The sequence below is a fragment of the Spiroplasma sp. NBRC 100390 genome, from assembly GCF_001886495.1.
Lineage (GTDB): Bacteria > Bacillota_I > Bacilli_A > Mycoplasmatales > Mycoplasmataceae > Spiroplasma.
The window spans coordinates 95,796-118,106 of the sequence record NZ_CP018022.1; the positions used below are offsets into that span (position 1 = coordinate 95,796).

Genomic DNA, 22,311 nt, shown 5'->3' on the forward strand with positions numbered 1-22,311 from the left:
TATGAATGTTTTGGCAATTGATTTAGGGGGGACTAGTTCGAAATGTGCGGTCTTTTCAGCAAAAAAAGCAATTCTTTGTGAATTTAAAGTTGCAACAAAAAAAGGAGCAATTTTGCAAAATTTAAAAACAGAAATTGATGAACAATTAATTAAATATCAAATTGATTGAACAACAATAGGACAAATTGGTTTTGCTATTCCTGGTTTTTTAGATGAAAAAAAGGGAATTGTTGTTTTAGCAGGTAATTTAAATTGACATTATTTTAATATTAAAGACGAAGCAGAAAAGATTTTTCAAAAACCAGTTCATATTATTAATGATGCTAATGCGGCCGCATTAGCTGAATATTGAGATCGAATTTATGATAAAAAAGAATCATTAGTATTATATACTTTAGGAACTGGTATTGGTGGTGGAATTGTTTTAGATGGTAAACTATGAACTGGTGCAAATGGCTATGCTGGTGAATTTGGTCATGGTGGTTATTTCCAAGACCGCTTTGCTTGTACTTGTGGATTACCGCATTGCATTGAACCAGTTTCATCTGCAACAGGACTAACAAGATTAATTAATCAAGTGGCTGATGAAAAGTCAGAAAGTTTGTTAGCTACTTTAAAAAATGAATTACAACGTGATTTAAGATTAGTTGATATTAAACCGTTGTTTGATAAAAATGATGAAATTACAATTGTAACCATTACGGAAGGATTAATTCCGTTGGCATACCACATTGTTACAATGCTTTATATTTTAAACCCCGAGGTGATTATTTTAGCAGGAGGGGTTACTAATTTGGGTATAAAATTAAAACAAATTCTTGAAAATTTAGTTAAAGCGCGAATTGGTGATTTTATGTTAAAAACTTTTAAAATTGAAATTTCTAATTTACAAGATAAAGCAGGAATGTATGGAACAGGATATTATGCTCTTTCAAAGATGAATGAGGTAAAATAAAGAAAAGGAGAAAATTATTATGGAACAAGTAAATTTTGAGGAAGTATCATTTGGTATTATTACTTTTGCTGGAATGGCAAAGTCAAATGCTTTAATTGCGATTAAAACAGCAAAAGAAGGAAGCATTGAAAATGCAAATAATTTAATTACTGAAGCAGAACAAAACATTATTGAGGCCGAAAAACAACATATGAGTATTATTCAACAAGAAGCCCAAGGTGTTAAACACCAAGTTCCGGTGTTATTTATTCATGCCGAAGATCAAATGATGACAGCGCAGATGGTTATTGAACTTGCAAAAGAATTTATCGATTTATATGATAAATTGCAAGCAAAAAAGGTTTTAGATTAATTATTATGCGTCTTGGTATTAGTTTATATCCACATTTGATTGAAGCAAACTATGAGTTAGAAGGGTATTTAACAAAGTGTGCAAAAGCACAGATTAAAGTTATTTTTACTACTTTAATTAATATTAAAAAAGGTGACAAAGAGTTATTTCAGCGTTTTATCACCTTAACGAAAATAGCTAACAAGTTAGGCATGGAAGTTTATGGGGATGTTGATAATACGGTTTATGATGAATTTAAATTGGATAAAAATAATCGCGAAGAAATTATGCATTTTTTTACAACAGAATTAGGATTAAAAGGAATTCGATTTGATGCCGGAGTTAGTGCCGAAGGAATTGCAAAATTAACACATAATTGTGCGGATATTAAAATTATTTTAAATAGTTCAAATCCAGCCCAAGAAATCCCGTATTTACTTTCATTACAAGCAAAGAAGAGTAATTTAGTAGCATGTTGAAATTTTTATCCGCAACGTTATACTGCTAGTTCATTGTCATACTTTGTTGAAAAAACAAGAACCTTGAAAGCAGCAGGGATTTTATCACAGGCCTTTGTTGCTTTACAACGTTCTGATGCCCAAGGTCCTTGACAACATAATGATAAATTACCAAGTATTGAAATGCACCGGGATTTATCATTAGATTTTCAAATTCGTCATTTTGTTGCCCTAGGTGTTGATGATATTATTGTTTCAACCCAATTTCTAAATGATGAAGAATTGATGATATTAAATAGTATTAATTTAAATAAAATAACATTAAATTTAAAACCATCGATTGAAATTACTCCAGCAGAAAAAACAATTTTAAGTGATCAAAGTGTCCATTTTGTTCGTCCGGATTTGGCAGAATATATGATTAGGAGTACTTTTTCTCGATTAAAATATCATGATCATGATATTCCTCCTCGTCATTTTGAGGGAAAATATTTTGAGAAAGGTGATATTGTCATTTTAAATAATAAGGCACAGAATTATCGCGGAGAATTACAAATTATTAGCAAACAAATGGTAAATGATGGAATTCGAAATTGAGTTGGACAGTTGGACAAAAGTGAATGAAATATTGTTGACTGTTTAATGCCCAATCGTGAGTTTAGTTTTAATTTAGTAAAAAAATCTTAATGACTTGTTAAGGTTTTTTTATTTTTTGTTGTTAATTGTTTATTAAATCTTGGTATCTTTTCTTAATTTATGTTAAAATCTAATAAATTAAGGAGGAAAAATAATTAATGTCATTTACGGTAATAAAACATCCCCTAATTTTAGATAAATTAACAAGGATGCGGAAGAAAGAAAGTAACTCAAAGGTGTTTAAGGAAAATTTAGATGAAATTGCACAATTAATGGCTTATGAAATATTTCGTGAGATTGAATTAAAAGAATTTGAAATTGATACACCAGTAGCAAAAACAAAGGGATATAAAATTGCGAATGATATTGTTTTGTTTCCAATTTTAAGAGCTGGATTAGGAATGGTTGATGGAATCATTAATTTAGTTCCAAATGCTAAAATTGGTCACATTGGAATGTATCGTGATGAAAAAACACTAGAACCCCATGAATATTTTGCTAAAAAACCAGAAAATATTATGAAAGCAAATGTTTTAGTTTTAGATCCAATGTTAGCAACGGGAGGTAGTGCTAATCTTGCGATTCAAAAAGTAAAAGAATGAGGTGCAACAAATATTAAATTAGTATGCTTAGTTGCTGCACCAGAAGGTAAAGGATATATTGAACAACACCATCCTGATATTGATATTTATGTTGCTGCTTTAGATGAACGATTAGATGAACATGGTTATATTATTCCCGGTCTGGGTGACGCAGGAGACCGTATTTTTGGAACTAAATAAAAAAAATAAATTGCATTGAAAAAAACATTTTAAAGGTGTAGAATATAAAATGTCAATAATAAGTTTAATTATGTTTTTGGGAATATTTGCGATATTGGCGATTATATATTTGACATTAAAACAAGACTGAACTTTATACTCGGGATTAGTCTTAGGGTATTTGTTTTCTCTTATAGGTTTCTTAATCATTTGCTTTGCGGGATGATTGTTAAGTATAAGTTTAAATAAGTACTTTTTTATCTTATTGTACCTAGTTCGCTTAGTTATTTATGCTATACCAATAGTCATTTATGCTAAGAATACTAGTTTTTTTAGTATATATACGGTAATTGTGGGGATTAGTCTTTGCCCATTATCGTCATTATTTGTTAATATTAAATTTCCAAGTCATAAGCACAGAAAGGAAGGGATAAATGGTGATGAAAGCTAATTTTTATCAACTTTTTGCAATGAATTTGGTTCCTGATCCAAATAAAACTGGAATGGAAGCATGAAGTTATACAATTTTATTACCACAACTAATAACGATAGTATTAACTACTTTTATTATTATGCTTTTATCAATTGGTTATTATAAACGGTTAAAAAAAATTGGTCCAACTGATGTTCCAACAGGCTTAGTCCTTTTTGCTGAAATTGCAATTAAATGAGTTGAAAAACAAGTTGTGGATTTAATGGGACCAAAATATAAATTCTTAACAGTTTATGTTATGTACTTATTATTGTATATTGGCATTGGTAATTTAATGAGTGTTGTTGGATTTGATTCACTTGCAACCGCTTATACAGTACCATTATCAATGGGATTAGTTACTTTTATTGGGATATATTATTTTGGGATTAAATATCAAAAAATGATGTATTTTAAAAAATTTGTTAATCCATTAGAATTATTAACGCAATTTGTGCCGTTAATTTCAATTTCGTTTCGTTTGTTTGGAAACATTTTGGGAGGAACAGTTATTATTGCTTTGTTTACTGCTTTGATGGGCTTTATTTGAGGGCAAATTCCTTATATTGGGCCAGTTGATTTATTAGCGGGAGTATTTTTACCATTCTTAAGCATTTATTTTGATGTTTTTGATGGTTTAATTCAGGCGTATATTTTTTCTATTTTAACAATTGCGTATTGAGCAATGGAAATGCACACGGATGAAGAACCAGATAAAGAAAAAACAATTAAATTAAAAAAACATAAAAAAAGAAAAAATGTTCAAAATGTCCACTTAAATGGATAAAAAAGTATTAAAATAAAATTATATATTTTTAAAGAAGAGGAGAATTACAATATGTTAGATTTAATGTCAAATATGATTGGCGTATGATTAATGGCAGGAATTAATGATGGTTTTACCAAAGGAATGTCCTTATTAGGAGCAGGGTTAGCTGCGATTGGATGTTGTGGTTCAGGAATTGGACAAGGATACACTGGGGGGAAAGCAGTTGAAGCGATTGCTCGTAATCCAGAAGTTGAGGGGAAAGTTCGTACCCAATATATTATTGCTGCTGCTATTACAGAATCAGGGTCAATTTATGCATTAGTTATTGCAATTATTTTAGCATTTGTTACTGGTTAAGAATTGATAATATTAAAAGAATTTTAAAACAGAAAGGTTTGGATGTCTTATGTTATGATTAATGTCAAAACCAATTGAACCAGCAGAAATTATTAATCAACTATTTCCGAATTTATGAATTTTTATTGCCCATGTTATTGCAACAGTTATTTTACTAATTTTATTATCAAAATGAGTATACAACCCATTCCGTAAGGCAATGCGTTCTCGTCGTAATAAAATTCGTGAATTAATTCAAGATGCTGCTGATAAGCAAGCAAAAGCAACAATTGACCAAAAGGAAGCTTCAAAATTATTAACAACAGCAAAAGTAGAAGCTAATGGTATTCTTGCTGACGCTCGTACTGAAGCAGAATCAAAGCGACATCAAGTATTAGAAACAGCAAAAGCGGAAGTAGTTCGTTTAAATGAACAAGCGCATAAAGAAATACAAAAAGAAAAAGAACAATATAAAGATGATATTCGAAAATCGATCATTAATATTGCGTTTAATGCAGCGGAACAATTATTAGAAAAAGAAATCACAAAAGAAAAAAATGAGAAATTAGTTGAAGATTTCATTAAGGATTTAGATTAGAATATTATGTTAGTTAGTGAGAAATTTGTTGATAATTATGCCGCGGCTTTAATGGATTTAGCTGTTGAAACAAAAAGACTTGATCATTATTTAGAAGTAAGTAATATGATTGTGGAATTATTTAAACGGAGTCCAGATTATATTAAATTAATGATGAATGCTGATCTTCTTAAAGAAGAACGCAAAAAAATTTTAGCAAAACCATTTCAGAAAGCGGTCGATCCATTAATTCTAAATGCGCTTTTTTTATTAATTGATCGAGAAGCCTTTTGCTATGTACGAAGAATTTTTAAGCGTTTACGAAAAATTATTAATATTAGTTATGATGTTCAATATGGGAATATTTTTTCAACACAGCCATTAACAAAAAAACAAATTGAAACAATTGAAAATAAATTAAGTAAAAAATTTGGATACCATATTGAGTTAGTTAACAAAATTGATCCATCACTACTTGGTGGTGTTCGCGTTAAAATTAAACATGAAATTATTGATGGATCAATTGCTGGACAATTAGAAACAATGCGTCAAAAAGCAATACATAATAAATAGAAGATGGGGTGGAAGAAGTGGCTTTAAATATAAATGAAATTTCTGAAATAATTAAAAAACAGATTAAGGAATATGGAAAGAAAATTGAAATTCATGAAGAAGGAACTGTTGTAACCGTTGGAGATGGAATTGCTTTAATTGATGGACTTGATAATGCGATGATGAGTGAGTTATTAATTTTTCCAAATGAAATTTATGGGATGGTCTTAAACTTAGAAGAAGGAGCCGTTGGTGCTGTTTTAATGGGGGATGACACAACTGTCCGTGAAGGTGACCAAGTTCGTCGTTCAGGAAAAATTGTTGAAACTCCTGTTGGTGATGTCCTATTAGGACGTGTTGTTAATGCTTTAGGTCAACCAATTGATGGGAAAGGACCATTGAAAGCAACAAAAACAAGACCAGTTGAAAGAATTGCCCCAGGAGTTATGACCAGAAAATCAGTTGACCAACCAATGGAAACAGGAATTATGACAATTGATGCTATGATTCCAATTGGAAAAGGACAACGGGAATTAATTATTGGTGATCGTCAAACAGGAAAAACAGCAATTGGAATTGATACAATCTTAAATCAAAAAGGGAAACATGTAAAATGTATTTATGTTGCGATTGGGCAAAAAGCGTCAACTGTTGCTCAAATTGTTGAAAAATTACGTGCGGCAGGAGCAATGGAATATACAACTGTCGTTTCAGCAACAGCAAGTGAATTAGCGCCATTACAATATTTAGCACCTTATACTGGTGTGACAATTGGAGAAGAATGAATGGAATCGGGAGATAATGTTATTATTATTTATGATGATCTTTCCAAACATGCGGTTGCTTATCGAACAATGGCCTTGTTATTGCACCGCCCACCAGGTCGTGAAGCGTATCCGGGGGATGTTTTCTATTTACATAGCCGTTTATTAGAACGAGCAGCACGAGTAACAAAAGAATATGGGGGTGGAAGTATTACAGCCCTGCCAATTGTAGAAACGCAAGCGGGTGATATTTCTGCTTATATTCCAACAAATGTTATTTCAATTACAGATGGTCAAATATTTTTAAATAATGATCAATTTAATGCTGGAATTCGTCCTGCTGTTGATGCTGGATTATCAGTGTCACGGGTAGGGTCAGCTGCACAAATCAAAGCAATGAAACAAGTAGCGGGTTCTTTAAAATTAGAATTAGCACAATATCGTGAATTACAAGCTTTTGCACAATTTGGTTCGGATTTAGATGATACAACCAAGGAAGTGTTAGAACACGGAAAACGGGTAATTGAAATTTTAAAACAAAAACAATACGCCCCTCTTTCACAAATTGACCAAGCAATTATTTTATTAGCAGTTAATAAAAAAAGAATTCGTTGAATTCCAGTTGATAAAATTCAGGAATTTAAAGAAGAAATTATTGAACATTTTAATACAAAAGCAAAAGAATGTTATGCTGAATTAGCGAAAGAAAAAGCTTATAGTGAAACTTTAATGGTAAATGTTGATCATGAAATTATTAGTGTTGTGAAAAAAGTTACTAACAAAATTGCTGATTATAATCCAGAACGATTTGGGCGAATTGAAGAATGAAATACACTGGGACGATAAAAAAGGTTATTCAAAATGGCAGTCGGAACAGGTTTAAAAAAACAAATTACTTCAATTAATTCAACTTCAAAAATAACACAAGCGATGAAGTTAGTAGCTACCGCAAAATTAAAAAAAATTGGAAAACGAATTTCAAATGCAAAACCATATTTTGCTGAAGTTTATACGGTTTTTAACGATATTATTAGTAAAGCGGATGATTCAATTTATCAAAAAAAAGACCCAACTAAAGCTAGTATTAAAACTTGTTGAATTGTTGTTAATTCAAATCTTGGTTTGTGTGGTGGTTATAATATTAATATTAATAAATTAGTTTTAAAAGAGTTGCGATCAAATGATTGTATTATTGCAATTGGTTCAAAAGCAGAATCATTTTATCTTCATAAAAATTTTAAAATTATGCATACAAGAAAAGATATTGATATTAATTTTTCTTATGATGATGCTCGTGAATTTGCGCAAGAAATTCTATCTGGTTTCAATAGTAATACTTATGATGAAATTAAAATTGCTTATACAAAATTTATTAACAATGTTACTTTTGAACCAACCATTTTACAATTGTTGCCAATTGTTAAAGCAAGTAGTACAGAAGAAACTAAACATCTCCATGTTATTACTGAATTTGAACCAGATCCAGCAACAATTTTAGAAAATGCAGTACCAATGTATTTAAACACAATTTTATTTTCAACAATTGTTGAGTCGCAAGTTTCTGAACAAGCATCACGAAGAGTGGCAATGGAAAATGCAACTGATAATGCTAACGCAATGTTAGAAAAGTTATCATTATTATATAATCGTAAGCGTCAAGCAGCAATTACTCAAGAAATTACTGAAATTGTTGCCGGAGCAGGCGCACAAGAAAATTAAGAGGTGATTAGAAAAATGGAGAAAAATGGAAAAGTAGTGCAGGTATTAGGACCTGTTGTTGATGCGCGGTTTGCCGAAGAATATTTACCCGAATTGTATAATGCGATTATGGTCGATAATAATGGAACTAAATTGGTGTTAGAAGTTGTTCAACATATTGGTGATGATACTGTGCGGACAATTGCGTTAGGACCAACGGAAGGAATGGTGCGGGGAATGGAAGTTATTGATACAAAAGCTCCGATTACGGTTCCTGTTGGTGAAGAAGTATTAGGAAGAATGTTTAACGTGCTTGGTGAGGCAATTGATGAAAAACCACAACCAAAAACAAAACTAATGCGACCAATTCATCGTGAAGCACCGTCTTATGAAGAACAACAAACAACTGCTGAGATTTTAGAAACAGGAATTAAAGTTGTTGATTTATTAGTCCCTTTTGCAAAAGGGGGAAAAATTGGGTTGTTTGGTGGAGCCGGAGTTGGAAAAACTGTTTTAGTGCAAGAGTTAATTAATAATGTTGCCAAAGCACACGGTGGAATTTCTGTATTTGCTGGTGTTGGTGAACGAACTCGTGAAGGTAATGATTTGTATTATGAAATGATTGAAGCTGGTGTTATTGATAAAACAGCATTAGTGTTTGGCCAAATGAATGAAACACCAGGTGCTCGTATGCGGGTTGCTTTAACAGGGTTAACAATTGCGGAATATTTCCGTGATGATAAAAACCAAGATGTTCTATTATTTATTGATAATATTTTTCGTTTTACACAAGCTGGTTCTGAAGTTTCAGCTTTACTAGGTCGTATGCCTTCGGCGGTTGGTTACCAACCAACATTAGCAACTGAAATGGGAGCATTACAAGAACGAATTACTTCAACCAAAAAAGGAAGTATTACTTCGGTCCAAGCTGTTTATGTTCCAGCGGATGATTTAACCGATCCAGCACCTGCAACAACGTTTGCTCACTTAGATGCTAAAGTTGTTTTAGATCGTGAAATTGCGGCGTTAGGAATTTATCCAGCGGTTGATCCATTAGGAAGTTCATCGCGGCTATTAGATCCATTGGTAGTTGGTGAAGAACATTATGAAGTTGCGCGGGGTGTCCAAGAGAATTTACAAAAATTTAAAGAATTACAATCAATTATTGCTATTTTAGGAATGGATGAGCTATCAGATGAAGATAAGTTGGCTGTTGCGCGAGCACGAAAAATTCGAAACTTCTTATCACAACCGTTTTTTGTTGCTGAGAAATTTTCAGGAAAACAAGGAAAGTATGTTCCTGTTGTTGAAACAATTCGTGCTTTTAAAGAAATATTAGCGGGAAAATATGATGATTTACCAGAGCAAGCGTTTTTATATGTTGGAACAATTGATGAGGTTATTAAAGCAGCAGAAGCTTTAAAACATAGTTAAGATGGCTAATCAAATTGCTTTAAAAATTATTACTCCACAAGGGGTAATTGTTGATAATCCAGTTGATATTGTAACAGTAAGAACAATTACTGGTTATATGGGAATTTTGTATGGTCATATTCCTCTTGTTTCAACGCTTATTCCATCGGAAATGTCATATAAAATTAATAATCAAGAGCATAAATTAAGCATTGGTGGAGGAATTTTACAAGTTGAACAAGAATTTGTTAAGATTCTAACTGATGAAGTTGAAATTATTAATTAAATAAGAAAAAATAAAATCTCTTTTTGAGATTTTTTATGTTAATTATAGTAAAAACACGATAAGATAATAAGTAATAGGTAATAGAAAGTGGGAATTCCTATGGCAGTAAAAATGATTGTTTGTGATATTGATGGAACATTGGTAACGGATAAAGAAAAAATGATTCCATTAGCTAATATTGAAGCATTAAAAAAGGCCCAAGCTGCTGGGATTTTAGTAACAATTGCATCAGGACGAGTACCAAGTAGTTTATATGATTATGCTATGGCGTTAGGAATTGTTGATAATTGTCAGTATGTTGTTGGTAGTAATGGTGGTGCTGTTTTAAATTTGAAAACTAAAGAGTATGTTTATGATGAAGTAATTTCATATGAAGATACGTTATGAGCAATGGCAATTGTAAAAACATTTGGTTATGATTTTTACTTAGCTCCCCTTGATGAACAAAAAGCTTTTGTTTCGCGAAAAAATGTTATTGAAGAGGATACTTTTTTATTTCGAAATAGTGATATCAAACCAGAACTACTTGATTGAAATAACATTCCACAAATGCGAAAAGTTGTTATTTCTTGTCATGATGAAGAAAAACAAAATTGGTTACGACAACAAATTGTAGTTAGTTCTACCTTACGTACCGAGGTTACAGGTTATGGTTTTATTGAAATTATTCCTAAGAACGTTAATAAATGGCAAGGAATTTTACGATTAATTGCAGCGTTGAAAGATAATGCAAATATTCATATTGATTGAGATGAAATAATGTGTTTTGGCGATCAAATGAATGATTATGAAATGATTAAAAATGCAAAATATGGTATTGCATTAGCTAATGCAACGCCACAACTAAAAGAAATTGCAACAGCTGTTACAAGGAAAGATAATAATGATGCTGGGATTGCTGATTATCTTTATAACACTATCTTAAAATAGAAAATGAGGTCCAAATGTTAAAAATTAATAATCATGAAATTAAGTTAATTGTCACTGATGTTGATGGAACATTGATTACAGATCAACAAGAGTTGCCAGTTATGGTCCAAAATAAATTAATTGTTTTGCAAGAACAAGGGGTTTATGTTTCAATTGCATCAGGACGAATGCCATTGGGTTTTGATGATTATACAACCGCATTAAAAATTAAGGATTACTCACGGTATGTAATTGGGGCAAATGGTTCATTGGTTTATGATGCAAAAAACAGCAAAATTGCTTATAGTAATTTAATGTCTATTAATGATGTTCAAACTGTTGTCACAATTTTATTAAAATATCAGTGTGAGTTTAGCATTTCATATGAAAATGATGACACTTTATATTGTGCTGGGGAAATGCTTTTAAAAATAAAATCTGAACCAGGTGCTTTTTTAGATGGAATGAAAATAGCAAGACCATTTCAACTTGATAAAATTAAACGCGCAAATAAAATTGTTGCTAAGCATACTTCAACAACAGTTTTTGCAGAAATATTTCAGGTGTTAAGACAAATTCAAAATATCAATGTTGAACGATTATCTGATTATGGTTGTGATATTGTTCATGCTCAGTCAAACAAAGGCCAAGCAATTTTACATTTAGTTGATATTTTAAATCAAACCCAAGAGACAAATATTAAAATTGAAAATGTTTTGTACTTTGGTGATAACTATAATGATCGTTCTGCTTTTAAACTTTTACCATATGCTATTGCAATGGAACATGCACCGCTGGAAGTGTTAAAGTTAGCTTTTGATGTTACTGGTAGTAATAATACTGGTGGAATTTATCATTATTTAAATAAAATTGAACAAAATAATTAAAAATTACCGTTAAAATACTATAATTTTTTTGATATTATAGTATGATTAATAAGGACATAAATTAAGTTAGAGAGGACGGTTTTAATGAGCCTATCAAATGTAATGCTTTTAGCAATTGATTCACAAACAGCTAATACAATTATTTATGCTTTTGAAATTGTTGCATTAATTGTTTCAATTATTATGATTATTATTGGTTTGCTACAAAATAAAAAAGCCCAAACTGGCTTAAGTGCTTTAAATGGTGGTAATGATGAATTATTTGCTAATAGTAAAGAAAGAGGATTAGACCGCACATTATCAATTTTTATGTTAAGCTTTGGATCAACATTATTAATTATTACATTATTAATAAGTTTATTGACCAAAGTATTATTTTAAAAAGTAGATTACTAATAATGGCATTAATTTTAAAGAGATTTAAAAATGTCTCTTTTTTCATTTAGGGGGAAGTTGTATGCATGAACAAATCATTGCAATCTTAAGAAAACAAGCAAAACCACTTGATACAATTGAATTGGCACAACTATTGGCAATTAATAATGTTGATGATAACAAGATGATGTTAAAAACCTTAGTTGAACTAGAAAACGATAATATTATTGCGGTTACAAATCACAATTGCTTTTATTATTTAGATCCAAAAGTCTATTTGCAAGGAATTGTTAGTGTTAATAAAAAAGGATTTGGTTTTGTTAAGGTTGCCGATGGCCAAGAAGAATATTTTATTAAGCAAGATGATTTGAATAATGCATTAGACCAAGATACTGTTTTATTTATTTTAAAAAAACATAAACATAATAATAATGCCAAAAAAATTGAGGCACAGGTTATTAAAGTTGTTAAACGAAATAATGAATATGTTGTTGGGATTGTTAAAAAAAATCGTAATAATCAGAAGTATCTAGAAATTTTAAATAATAAATTAACACAGTATCGAGCTGAAATTATTAATTTCAAAGAAGCAATTGAAAATACAATTATCAAAGGTAGTATTGTTAATATTAATAGTAAGACAAATTTAATGCAAGTTAAGATTAATGAAATTATTGGAAATGCTAATCAAGTTGGTGTTGATGTTTTAGCAATTTTACATGAATTTAATATTCCTACTAAATTTAATGAACAAGTCTTATGTGAAGCTAACCAAATTAAACAAGACCTTGATGTGACAGAAGCATTAAAAAATAAATCACGCCGTGATTTGCAAAATGAAATGTTTGTTACAATTGATGGTAATGATTCAAAAGACTTTGATGATGCGATTTTAGTTAAGCAAAATGCAAAAGGAAATTATTTACTATCAGTTGCAATTGCTGATGTTGCCCACTATGTTCCATTGAACAGTGCACTTGATAAAGAGGCATTTGACCGGGGTTGCTCTGTTTACTTAATTGATCGGGTTGTGCCAATGTTACCAGAAAAATTAAGTAACGGAATTTGTTCATTAAATCCTTTTGAACCACGGTTAACATTAACTTGTGAAATAGAAATTGATGGAGAAGGACATGTTGTTACTTCAAGCATTTATGAGGCGGTTATTATTTCAAAAGCACGGTTAACTTATGATGAAGTCAATAAGTTTTTTCAAAATGAAAAAAATCAAATTCCCCTTGAGTTAACAAAAATGCTTTCTTTGGCGCATAAGTTGTACCAAATTTTAGTAAGAAAAAAACAACAAGATGGTGTTGTTGATTTTGATTTAGATGAACCAAAATTTATTGTTGATAAAAATGGCAAAATTAAAGATATTATTGCCCGCGAGCGCGCTGATGCTGAAAAGTTAATTGAAAGTTTTATGATTCGTGCAAATGAAACAGTTGCTGAAACTATTTACTGAATGGACTTACCATTTGTTTATCGTGTGCATAATAAACCAAAACCAAAAAAATTATTTGATTTATATACCCAGTTATCTTATTTAGGACTAAATATTAAAGGCAAGATGGAAAATATTCATTCAAAAGATTTACAACAAATTCTGAATAAATTAAAAGACAAAGAAAACTTCAAAGTTATTTCAGCATTAGTTTTACGCAGTATGGAAAAAGCAAAGTATAGTCCAATTAATGATGGCCACTTTGGATTAGCCTCTTGGTGTTATACACATTTTACTTCACCAATTCGTCGTTATCCTGATTTAATTGTGCACCGGTTATTAAAAGAATATTTGTTTCAAGCAAAAGTTAAAGTTACTGATTTAGAACAAACACGTATGTTGGTTGGCCACGCTAGTCAACAGTCATCATTAGCAGAGTTACGAGCAATGGAATGTGAGCGAGAAGTTGATAAAATGAAAGAAGCTGAATATATGGAGGATAAAATTGGTTATCAATATGATGGGATTGTGGCTGGTGTAACGGCATTTGGGATTTTTGTTGAGTTACCAAATACGATTGAAGGATTAGTCCACATTACGGATTTGAATGATGACTATTATCTTTTTGATGAAAAAAGTTTAAAATTAATTGGAGAACGAAAACGAAAAGAATATTTTTTAGGACAAAAAGTACGAGTAAGAGTTAAGAAAGCAAGTAAGAAATTACGACAAATTGATTTTGAATTAGTTAACTAAGCAAGGAGTTGAGGACAATGTTAATAATTACAATTAATAAAAAAGCACGATATAATTATGAAATTCTTGAAACTTATGAAGCGGGCCTTGCTTTGACAGGAAGTGAAATTAAATCAATTCGAAATAATGATGTTTCTATTAATGAAGCGTTTGTTATTATTCGTAAAAATGAAGCGTTTGTTATTAATATGGTGATTGCGCAGTATAAATTTTCAACAGCTTATTCTCCTGATGCTGATCGTACTAGAAAACTACTTTTACATAAATCTGAAATTAAAAAGATTTTGCAGCGAATTAAATTAGAGCGATTAACAATGGTACCATTAAAGTTATATTTAAAAAATAACTATGCTAAATTAGAAATTGGTCTGGTTCGTGGGAAAAAGAATTATGATAAACGAGAATTAATTAAGCAACGTGATAATGAACGATTACGTCAACAACGTTAATAAACAGATTAAAAAGATATCTTTGGGTGGTATTTTTTTATTTTAAAGCAATTTGTAGGTTGATATTTCAGTTACCTAGTATCTTTCTTTTAGTTGCATTTTGTAGTATAATTAATATGGTAAATTTTCTAACTAAGGGGTAAACAATATGAAATGAGATCCACAGCAAACGATTGAAATATTAAAAGAATATGTTTATAGTAAAAATCGAATTGATGAATATCGTAATCGAGTTGCTTTGTCAAATCTACAATTGCCACCTTTTTATGTCAAAGAAAATAATAATCAGTCGTTGTCATCCGTTGTTGTTCGTTTCATTAATGAAAAAGAAATTAAAAAAACATATGATAAAGAAACCTACCAATGAATTGTGACTAGTTTAGAAGAAACAATTTTAAATTCACTAAAGATGGCAGAAGATATTGTTGGGATTCATCGCCATGAAGATATTTATTTAGCATTATATGAAGATGATGGTGATCTGGATTATTTAATTGAAATTGCTAATTATATTAATACGACTGTTAAAATTATTAACTATACTTTATATGAAAAACATCAAACGGTAAAAGAAGTAAGGGTTGGGATTGGAATTGCAAATGATCCTTCGGAAGCAAAAATTTATGATTTAGAAGATAATTTTTTAGTTCCTTTTGATGATGGTGTTAAAGATAGTGTCCAGTTAGCAGAAATGTATGCTGCAGAAGTTATTATGTTTAATAACTTACCAGTTTGTACTGATGCATGGGTTTTTGTAAATTTAAGTGATGAGAATCAAGAATTGATTCGAAAAAATTCTCGTCAGTATTTTAACACTAAAATGCCACATCAACGATTATTTACTGATTTAGTTGATCCCAATATTGCATTAAAAATCGAACAAGGAACATTACAAGTTTCAGAATAAGTTAAAACAATGTTATTTAAAGTTGTTTTAGCTTGTTCTTTTTTTTGTTTGATATTGTTATTATTTGGGTATAATCATAGGTAGAAAGAAGAGAGGGCAAAAATATGAAAGCGTTAATTTTCAAAGGAAAAGATAAAATTGAATGAACAGAAACTATGGAACCAGTTATTATTGAACCAACGGATATTATAGTAAAAATTGAAGGGTTTACTTTTTCGCATGCCGATTATCGTCCTTATTTGGGCCAAGATGATAGTGTTGCTCCTGATACAATTATGGGACACGAAGGAGTTGGCGTTATTACTGCTGTTGGGGGTAGTGTTATTAATCTTCAGGTTGGTGATCGTGTTGCGATTGGATGTATTATTCATTGTAACATTTGTCAGTGGTGTCTTCGAAAAGCTTTTGCCAAGTGTGTTAATGGTGGTTTTATTTTGGGAACAAAAATTAATGGGACGCATGCTGAATTCGTTCGTATACCATATGGTGATAATAGTGTAATCAAAATTTCTTCAGCAATGAATTTAGCGGATGCGTTAATGCTTAGTGATGTTTTACCAACGGGTTATGAAAATGTTATTAAAAAAGTTGATTTTCAAAATATTAATAATATTGCAATTATTGGTGATGGACCAATTGGACTTGGGATTCTTTTATTAATAAATAAATATAATAAAGAAGTTGATGTATATGGTCATCATAGTAAAAAGTTAGATTATTTTGAAAAACTAGGAGCACATAAGGGATATAATAGTACCAAAACTAGTTTTGATATTAAATATGATTTGGTGATTGAATGTGTTGGTAATGATCGTGGAACCTTTGAACAAGCTCAACAAATGGTTAATTTTAATGGTACAATTATTACAATCGGTGTTTTTAATAAATCTGTTGTTTTTAATTTACAACAATTATGATACCAAAACATTACTGTTCACACTGGGATTTTAAATGTTTACACCCTTGATGAATTAGTTGCAAAAATTGAAACAAAAGAAATTTCACCAATGCAGTTAGTGACAAAAGCCTTTAATAAGAATCAAGTTTTACAAGCGTATGAAGCTTTTATGGACAAAGATATGTTTAAAGTTATGGTGAAGTTATAGCAAGAAATAGAATAGGGTGAAGTTAAAAATGGGTTTTTTCCAAAGATTAAAAGCAAAACGAGAAGAAAAAAAACAAATTAAATTAGAAAAGGCGTTACGTAAAACAAGGTTAACTTTTTCAAGTGATATTAAAAAATTAGCAAATAAATATAAAGAATATGATGATGAATATTTAGAAGATTTAGAAACAATTTTAATTGCTAGTGATATGGGAATGAATATGGTTTTGCAAATTACTGATCAGATTCGAAAAAAAGTGCAAAAAGGATGAAGTATTGATGATACTAATGACTATTTGGTTGAAGTAATTATGGATTTATATAATGATCCCAAAAGTAAACAAAACCAATTAAATTTAAAAGACAACCGTTTAAATGTTATTTTAATGGTTGGTGTTAATGGTTCTGGAAAGACAACGACAATTGCTAAATTAACTAAACAATTTCTTGACCAAGGTAAAACCGTTTTATTAGTTGCCGGTGATACGTTCCGTGCTGGAGCAGTTGAACAATTAAATCAATGAGCAGCACGTTTAAATGTTAATATTGTTAAACCAGTTAAAGAAGGACAGGATCCAGCCAGCGTAATCTATGATGGTTTAATAAAGGCAAAAAATGAGCAAGTTAATGTTGTTTTAATTGATACTGCTGGTCGTTTACAAAATAAAGTTAATTTAATGAATGAGTTAAATAAAATTAATCGTATTATTAAACGTGAAATTCCTGATGCTCCGCATGAAACATTATTAGTGATTGATGGAGTGACTGGCCAAAATGGCATTTCACAAGCAAAGAATTTTTCGGAAGTAACAGATGTAACTGGGATTGTTTTAACGAAGATGGATGGAACTGCTAAAGGCGGTGTTGTCTTAGCAATCAAAGACCAATTAAATATTCCAGTTAAATTAATTGGTCTTGGTGAGCAACCAGAAGATTTACAAGAGTTTGATATTGAACAATATATTTATAATCTAACAAAGGATTTATTTAATCATGACGAAATGGATGAGGCATAATGAAAGATTTAGAAAAATCAAATGAATTAATTATTTTATATGATTTATATAGTTCGTTACTAACCCCTAAGCAAATTGAATATTTTGAATTATATTTTTTTGATGATTATTCTTTAAGTGAAATTGCTGGACAAAAAAATGTTTCTCGTAACGCAGTTTATGATTCATTATTAAAAATTACAAATGCTTTGCATAAATTTGAGAAAAACTTGCAATTAGGATATAAACAACAACAACGTGAAGTTATTTGTCAACAGTTTGATAAAGTTGATGAATGTGTTCCATTAATAAAAAAGTTAAAAGAAATTGATAATGATTAAGGAGAAACTCTAATGAAAATTTTAATGATTGGTGATATTTATGGGAAGGCTGGCCGAATAGCAGTCAATAAATATTTGCCCTTAATAGTAAAAAAATATCAAGTACATTTAGTTATTGCAAATGGTGAAAATACAACTCATGGAAAATCGATTTCAAAGTATCATTACAATGAATTAAAATCATATGGTATTAATATTATTACATCTGGTAATCATATTTTTCGTAATCCCGAAGTATTAAACTATATTGAGGAAGTTAATGATTTATTGAAACCAGCAAATATGAATTCATTTACACCGGGAAACGGGACTGTTACGATTAAAGTTGATAATAAGAAAATCCGGATAACTAATTTAATGGGGCGTAGTTTTATGGACCCTGTTGATAATCCGTATACTATTTTTGAAGAAATTATTGCAAATGATGATAGTGATTTACATTTTGTTGATTTCCATGCAGAAGCTAGTGCTGAAAAATTGGCATTTGCTTGGAATTACGATGGTATTATTACTGGTTTTTTTGGGACACATACGCATGTGCAAACAGCAGATAATCGATTATTACCGCAAGGAACAGCATATATTACTGATGTTGGAATGTGTGGTAGTTATAATTCAATTATTGGTGCTAATCCAGATGAAATTATTATTAAAGAAAAAACGGGATTACCAGTACGGTTTGAACCAGCAGAAAATGATGATCAATTAATTTTTTCTGCTGCTTTATTAGAAGTTGATGACAAAACAGATAAAGCAGTTAAAATTGAACGAATTTTAATTCGTCCCGAAAACGAAGCAGACTTTTTAGGATAAAAAAGGAGAAATTTAAATGGCTAGTTTTATTAAAACAGATCTTATCATTATTATTGTTTGCACCATTTTAGGAATTTTTCTTTGTTGTTTTTTGTTTTTTCGGTTTTACCGCCTGTTAAATAAAAAAGCGAAACCAGGGCAAATTCAATTACCAGAATATATTGAGAATAAGCATTTTCTTACTGCTGATCAGTATGAATTAGCAACATTGGGAGCAATTAATAAAGATAGTGAATATATTATTTTAGCAGTGCATGACTTATATGGTGCAAAAGAAAATTTTGCGGGATTAATTAATAATGACAAGTTATTAAAAAATAAAATAAGCATTATTACTTTTAACCAACGAAATGTTAAAGATAATGTGCCAGCTTGTATTAAAAATGTTGGGGTTTTAGTTAATGATATTTTTGATGTTATTATAGCATTAAAAAATAAATACGAACAACAGAAAATTATTTTGTTATTAGAAGGGTTTTCTAGTAATTTAATTGGCTTATTGTTAAAAAAACAACCATTAATTGAAAAAGTTATCTTAGTTAATCCAGTTACTAATCAGAAAGGAATTCGTTTCTCAATTAGTAGTAAAATTGGAATTGGGTTTGGTTTTATTTTTAATTTAGATAAATTACTTAAAATTCATATTGATTATCAAGTTTTAAGTCAAAATGAAAATTATAATCAATTAATGTTGCAAAAAGAACAAACTTATTTTTTAAATCAAATTTTACAATTTAATAATTTAAATAAAAAACTTCTTAAGCAACTTAATAAAATAAAACTAGCAACTTTAATTATTCAAGCAGAAAATGATAAATTTTATAATATTAAAAAAGCAAACTTAATTAATAATAAAATGATTAACACTGTCAATATTGCAACAGAAAAACATTATCTTTTTACTGATAAAAATATTAATGATAAAATTTTTACAGAAATTATTAATTTAAAACAAAATTAGTTAATTTTAAGTTATAATAAATATGTTGTCAAGTAACAACATAAAACTTATTTAGAAGTGGTTAGTACGCTAAACGATGATCCACTAGCAACCCTATATTTAATTAGAAGGTGCTTTTAGCAGGGCAAGATGATATGCTACCAATAAGATTTGTTAGTTATTGAATAAAGTTAACTATTAATTTAAGTGTAAACATATTGCTATTAATGCCACATTATTATGATGTGGTTTTATTTATGATTAAGGAGAAAAGGTATGAAAAAAGAAAGAATTTTATTTACTTCAGAATCAGTATCAGAAGGGCACCCCGATAAAATTTGTGATCAAATTTCTGATGCTGTGTTAGATGCTTGTTTACAAGAAGATCCGTTTTCACGCGTTGCTTGTGAGTGTTTCGTTACAACTAATCGTGTTATTATTGGCGGTGAAATTACAACAAAAGCAAATGTTGATTATGCAGCAGTAGCGCGCAAAGTGTTAAAAGAAATTGGTTATAATAATGCTGAATGAGGAATTGATTGAGAAACTTGTGAAATTGAGGTTTTAATTAAAACACAGTCACCAGATATTTCACAAGGAGTTGATAATTTTGGTGCTGGTGATCAAGGCATTATGTTTGGCTATGCAACCAATGAATCAGATAATTACATGCCGTTGGCTATTTCATTAGCCCACGCCCTAGTTAAAAGAGCAAGTATTCTACGAAAAGAAGGAATTTTTCAAGGAGCACGTCCTGATATGAAATCACAAGTAACATTAGATTTAACAAATTCTAAAAATATTTTTATTGATACAATTCTAATGTCAGTTCAACATGATGAAGACATTGATGAAAAAAAATTTAAAGAATTTATCATTACCGAAATTATGGAACCAGTTGTAAAAGAATTTAAAATGAACTTAGATTTTAAAGTATTAATTAATCCAACTGGGCGTTTTGTCATTGGTGGGCCAAAGGGCGATGCTGGCTTAACTGGTCGTAAAATTATTGTTGATACATATGGTGGTTATGCTCGTCATGGGGGAGGTGCTTTTTCTGGAAAGGATGGGACAAAAGTTGATCGTTCAGCTGCCTATATGGCCCGTTATGTTGCTAAAAATATTGTTGCAGCAGGATTAACAGAACGTTGTGAAATTCAATTGTCCTATGCGATTGGGGTTGCTGAACCAATTTCAATTTTTGTTGAGACATTTGGAACAAACTTAGTTTCTAATGATGTAATTTTAACTGCCATTAAAGAAAACTTTGATTTTCAACCACAAGCAATGATTACAAAATTAGAATTACAAAAACCAATTTATCAGCAGACAGCAGCTTATGGTCACTTTGGTCGTTATCATAGTGAATTACCTTGAGAAAAACTAGATAAAGTCCAAAGTTTAGTAAAATATCTACTGGTTTCTTAATTTTTAGATATAATTAAAATAAAGAAAATAAGGAGAAAAAACTAATGGAATATAAGTTAATTGCTCTTGATTTAGATGGAACAACGGCTAGTCGAAATCGTATTTCAAAACAAAATATTGCTGCAATTAAATGAGCATTAGCAAATGACATTAAAGTTATTATTGCAACTGGACGTAGTATTGGTGCAATTCGGAAAGTGGCAAAAAAATTAGGAATTATCGAAAAGCAAATGCCAGTGGTTGGTTTTAATGGTGGGATTATTTATGATTTTGCAAAAGAAAAAATTATCCAACAAAATGCTTTTACAAATGAAGAATTAATTACGGTTTTTAATATTGCTAATGAATATCGAATTCAATTATGAGCTTATTCGGTTGCTAATGATCATTTAGCCTATGTTAATACTAACCGTGGCTTTATGGTAAAATGGATGAGTATTCATACAAAGCGAAAAAGAATCTTAGTAAAAAATAGTAATACTTTACATGATCAAGCGTATAAGTTTGTTGTTAGTGGGAAAAAAGAAAATGTTTTAAAATTTAAAGCAAAAATTTTAGTAAAATATGAATTCAATGTTTTTGATTCATCATATTTAATGAATCAAAGTTTAAATTTAGAAATTAGTCCAAAAAATAGTGATAAAAAAGATGCTTTAGAGTATGTGACAAAAATATATAATATTCAACCATCTGAAGTTATTGCAATGGGGGATAGTTCAAATGATTATGAAATGTTAAAATGAGCTGGCCTTGGAATTGCAATGGGAAATGCAAAGAACCATATTAAAGACATTTCAGATGATGTAACAGCCCATTATCGTCGTTCGGGGGTTGCGAAAGCAATTAATAAGTATTTTAAAAAGTAAAAAATATCAAAAAAGTATTGATATTTTTTTTGTTTTCCCTATAATTATTATGGTTGTAATTCAAAAACAAAAAGTTTAGTATAACTAA

General features: G+C 30.0%; 26 protein-coding genes and 1 riboswitch. All 26 genes read left to right on the top strand.

What is annotated here, in order from left to right:
- The first annotated feature begins 1 nt into the window (after position 1).
- Positions 2-955: an ROK family protein gene (locus S100390_RS00380; protein WP_070406336.1), complete on the top strand. Its 954-nt coding sequence runs from the start codon at positions 2-4 to the stop codon at positions 953-955.
- Positions 956-974: 19 nt separating this feature from the next.
- Positions 975-1,307, top strand: coding sequence for a PTS lactose/cellobiose transporter subunit IIA (locus tag S100390_RS00385; RefSeq protein WP_070406337.1), 333 nt, complete (start codon positions 975-977; stop codon positions 1,305-1,307).
- 5 nt (positions 1,308-1,312) lie between these two features.
- Positions 1,313-2,431 carry a MupG family TIM beta-alpha barrel fold protein gene (locus S100390_RS00390; RefSeq protein WP_070406338.1) on the top strand — a complete coding sequence of 373 codons (1,119 nt, stop codon included), beginning with the start codon at positions 1,313-1,315 and terminating at the stop codon, positions 2,429-2,431.
- A gap of 107 nt (positions 2,432-2,538) precedes the next feature.
- Complete coding sequence (gene upp, locus S100390_RS00395) at positions 2,539-3,162, top strand: uracil phosphoribosyltransferase (protein ID WP_070406339.1); 624 nt, start codon at positions 2,539-2,541, stop codon at positions 3,160-3,162.
- A 49-nt stretch (positions 3,163-3,211) separates the two neighbouring features.
- Complete coding sequence (locus S100390_RS05665; RefSeq protein ID WP_370281053.1) at positions 3,212-3,592, top strand: MG406 family protein; 381 nt, start codon at positions 3,212-3,214, stop codon at positions 3,590-3,592.
- Positions 3,582-4,400, top strand: coding sequence for a F0F1 ATP synthase subunit A (locus S100390_RS00405; RefSeq protein ID WP_083258380.1), 819 nt, complete (start codon positions 3,582-3,584; stop codon positions 4,398-4,400). Before S100390_RS05665 ends, S100390_RS00405 begins: the two co-directional genes overlap by 11 nt.
- 51 nt (positions 4,401-4,451) lie before the next feature.
- Positions 4,452-4,739 carry an ATP synthase F0 subunit C gene (gene atpE, locus S100390_RS00410; RefSeq protein ID WP_040094327.1) on the top strand — a complete coding sequence of 96 codons (288 nt, stop codon included), beginning with the start codon at positions 4,452-4,454 and terminating at the stop codon, positions 4,737-4,739.
- Between the two features lie 61 nt (positions 4,740-4,800).
- Complete coding sequence (gene atpF, locus S100390_RS00415; RefSeq protein WP_231918050.1) at positions 4,801-5,316, top strand: F0F1 ATP synthase subunit B; 516 nt, start codon at positions 4,801-4,803, stop codon at positions 5,314-5,316.
- 6 nt (positions 5,317-5,322) lie between these two features.
- Positions 5,323-5,868 (top strand): F0F1 ATP synthase subunit delta, encoded by a 546-nt coding sequence (locus tag S100390_RS00420; protein ID WP_070406342.1) that lies wholly within the window; start codon positions 5,323-5,325, stop codon positions 5,866-5,868.
- A 17-nt stretch (positions 5,869-5,885) separates the two neighbouring features.
- Positions 5,886-7,457 (top strand): F0F1 ATP synthase subunit alpha, encoded by a 1,572-nt coding sequence (gene atpA, locus S100390_RS00425; protein ID WP_070406343.1) that lies wholly within the window; start codon positions 5,886-5,888, stop codon positions 7,455-7,457.
- Between the two features lie 15 nt (positions 7,458-7,472).
- Positions 7,473-8,330 carry an ATP synthase F1 subunit gamma gene (gene atpG / locus S100390_RS00430; protein ID WP_070406344.1) on the top strand — a complete coding sequence of 286 codons (858 nt, stop codon included), beginning with the start codon at positions 7,473-7,475 and terminating at the stop codon, positions 8,328-8,330.
- 15 nt (positions 8,331-8,345) lie between these two features.
- Positions 8,346-9,743, top strand: coding sequence for a F0F1 ATP synthase subunit beta (gene atpD / locus S100390_RS00435; RefSeq protein WP_070406345.1), 1,398 nt, complete (start codon positions 8,346-8,348; stop codon positions 9,741-9,743).
- 1 nt (position 9,744) lies between these two features.
- Complete coding sequence (locus tag S100390_RS00440; RefSeq protein ID WP_070406346.1) at positions 9,745-10,008, top strand: FoF1 ATP synthase subunit delta/epsilon; 264 nt, start codon at positions 9,745-9,747, stop codon at positions 10,006-10,008.
- A gap of 99 nt (positions 10,009-10,107) precedes the next feature.
- A complete protein-coding gene (locus S100390_RS00445; RefSeq protein ID WP_070406347.1) occupies positions 10,108-10,938 on the top strand; it encodes a Cof-type HAD-IIB family hydrolase in 831 nt (276 codons plus the stop codon).
- Between the two features lie 14 nt (positions 10,939-10,952).
- The gene (locus S100390_RS00450) at positions 10,953-11,804 is read left to right on the top strand and encodes an HAD-IIB family hydrolase (protein WP_070406348.1); all 852 of its coding nucleotides are present in this window, start codon (positions 10,953-10,955) and stop codon (positions 11,802-11,804) included.
- Positions 11,805-11,888: 84 nt separating this feature from the next.
- The gene (gene secG, locus S100390_RS00455) at positions 11,889-12,185 is read left to right on the top strand and encodes a preprotein translocase subunit SecG (RefSeq protein WP_070406349.1); all 297 of its coding nucleotides are present in this window, start codon (positions 11,889-11,891) and stop codon (positions 12,183-12,185) included.
- 76 nt (positions 12,186-12,261) lie between these two features.
- Entirely contained in the window at positions 12,262-14,379 is a 2,118-nt protein-coding gene (gene rnr, locus S100390_RS00460) for a ribonuclease R (RefSeq protein WP_070406350.1), read from the top strand.
- A 17-nt stretch (positions 14,380-14,396) separates the two neighbouring features.
- Positions 14,397-14,828 carry an SsrA-binding protein SmpB gene (gene smpB, locus S100390_RS00465; RefSeq protein ID WP_070406351.1) on the top strand — a complete coding sequence of 144 codons (432 nt, stop codon included), beginning with the start codon at positions 14,397-14,399 and terminating at the stop codon, positions 14,826-14,828.
- 148 nt (positions 14,829-14,976) lie between these two features.
- Positions 14,977-15,735 carry a hypothetical protein gene (locus S100390_RS00470; RefSeq protein ID WP_070406352.1) on the top strand — a complete coding sequence of 253 codons (759 nt, stop codon included), beginning with the start codon at positions 14,977-14,979 and terminating at the stop codon, positions 15,733-15,735.
- Positions 15,736-15,839: 104 nt separating this feature from the next.
- Complete coding sequence (locus tag S100390_RS00475; RefSeq protein WP_070406353.1) at positions 15,840-16,841, top strand: alcohol dehydrogenase catalytic domain-containing protein; 1,002 nt, start codon at positions 15,840-15,842, stop codon at positions 16,839-16,841.
- A gap of 28 nt (positions 16,842-16,869) precedes the next feature.
- Positions 16,870-17,856 carry a signal recognition particle-docking protein FtsY gene (gene ftsY, locus S100390_RS00480; protein WP_070406354.1) on the top strand — a complete coding sequence of 329 codons (987 nt, stop codon included), beginning with the start codon at positions 16,870-16,872 and terminating at the stop codon, positions 17,854-17,856.
- Positions 17,856-18,176 (top strand): YlxM family DNA-binding protein, encoded by a 321-nt coding sequence (gene ylxM, locus S100390_RS00485; RefSeq protein WP_070406355.1) that lies wholly within the window; start codon positions 17,856-17,858, stop codon positions 18,174-18,176. The genes ftsY and ylxM overlap by 1 nt, the downstream gene beginning before the upstream one ends.
- Before the next feature lie 12 nt (positions 18,177-18,188).
- A complete protein-coding gene (locus tag S100390_RS00490; RefSeq protein WP_070406356.1) occupies positions 18,189-18,989 on the top strand; it encodes a TIGR00282 family metallophosphoesterase in 801 nt (266 codons plus the stop codon).
- Between the two features lie 16 nt (positions 18,990-19,005).
- Positions 19,006-19,950, top strand: a complete 945-nt coding sequence (locus S100390_RS00495) for a hypothetical protein (protein ID WP_070406357.1) — start codon at positions 19,006-19,008, stop codon at positions 19,948-19,950.
- Between the two features lie 44 nt (positions 19,951-19,994).
- Positions 19,995-20,100, top strand: a riboswitch (SAM riboswitch).
- A 105-nt stretch (positions 20,101-20,205) separates the two neighbouring features.
- Positions 20,206-21,357: a methionine adenosyltransferase gene (metK, locus tag S100390_RS00500; protein WP_070406358.1), complete on the top strand. Its 1,152-nt coding sequence runs from the start codon at positions 20,206-20,208 to the stop codon at positions 21,355-21,357.
- Positions 21,358-21,401: 44 nt separating this feature from the next.
- Positions 21,402-22,223, top strand: a complete 822-nt coding sequence (locus S100390_RS00505; protein WP_070406359.1) for an HAD family hydrolase — start codon at positions 21,402-21,404, stop codon at positions 22,221-22,223.
- The last annotated feature ends 88 nt before the right edge of the window (positions 22,224-22,311 follow it).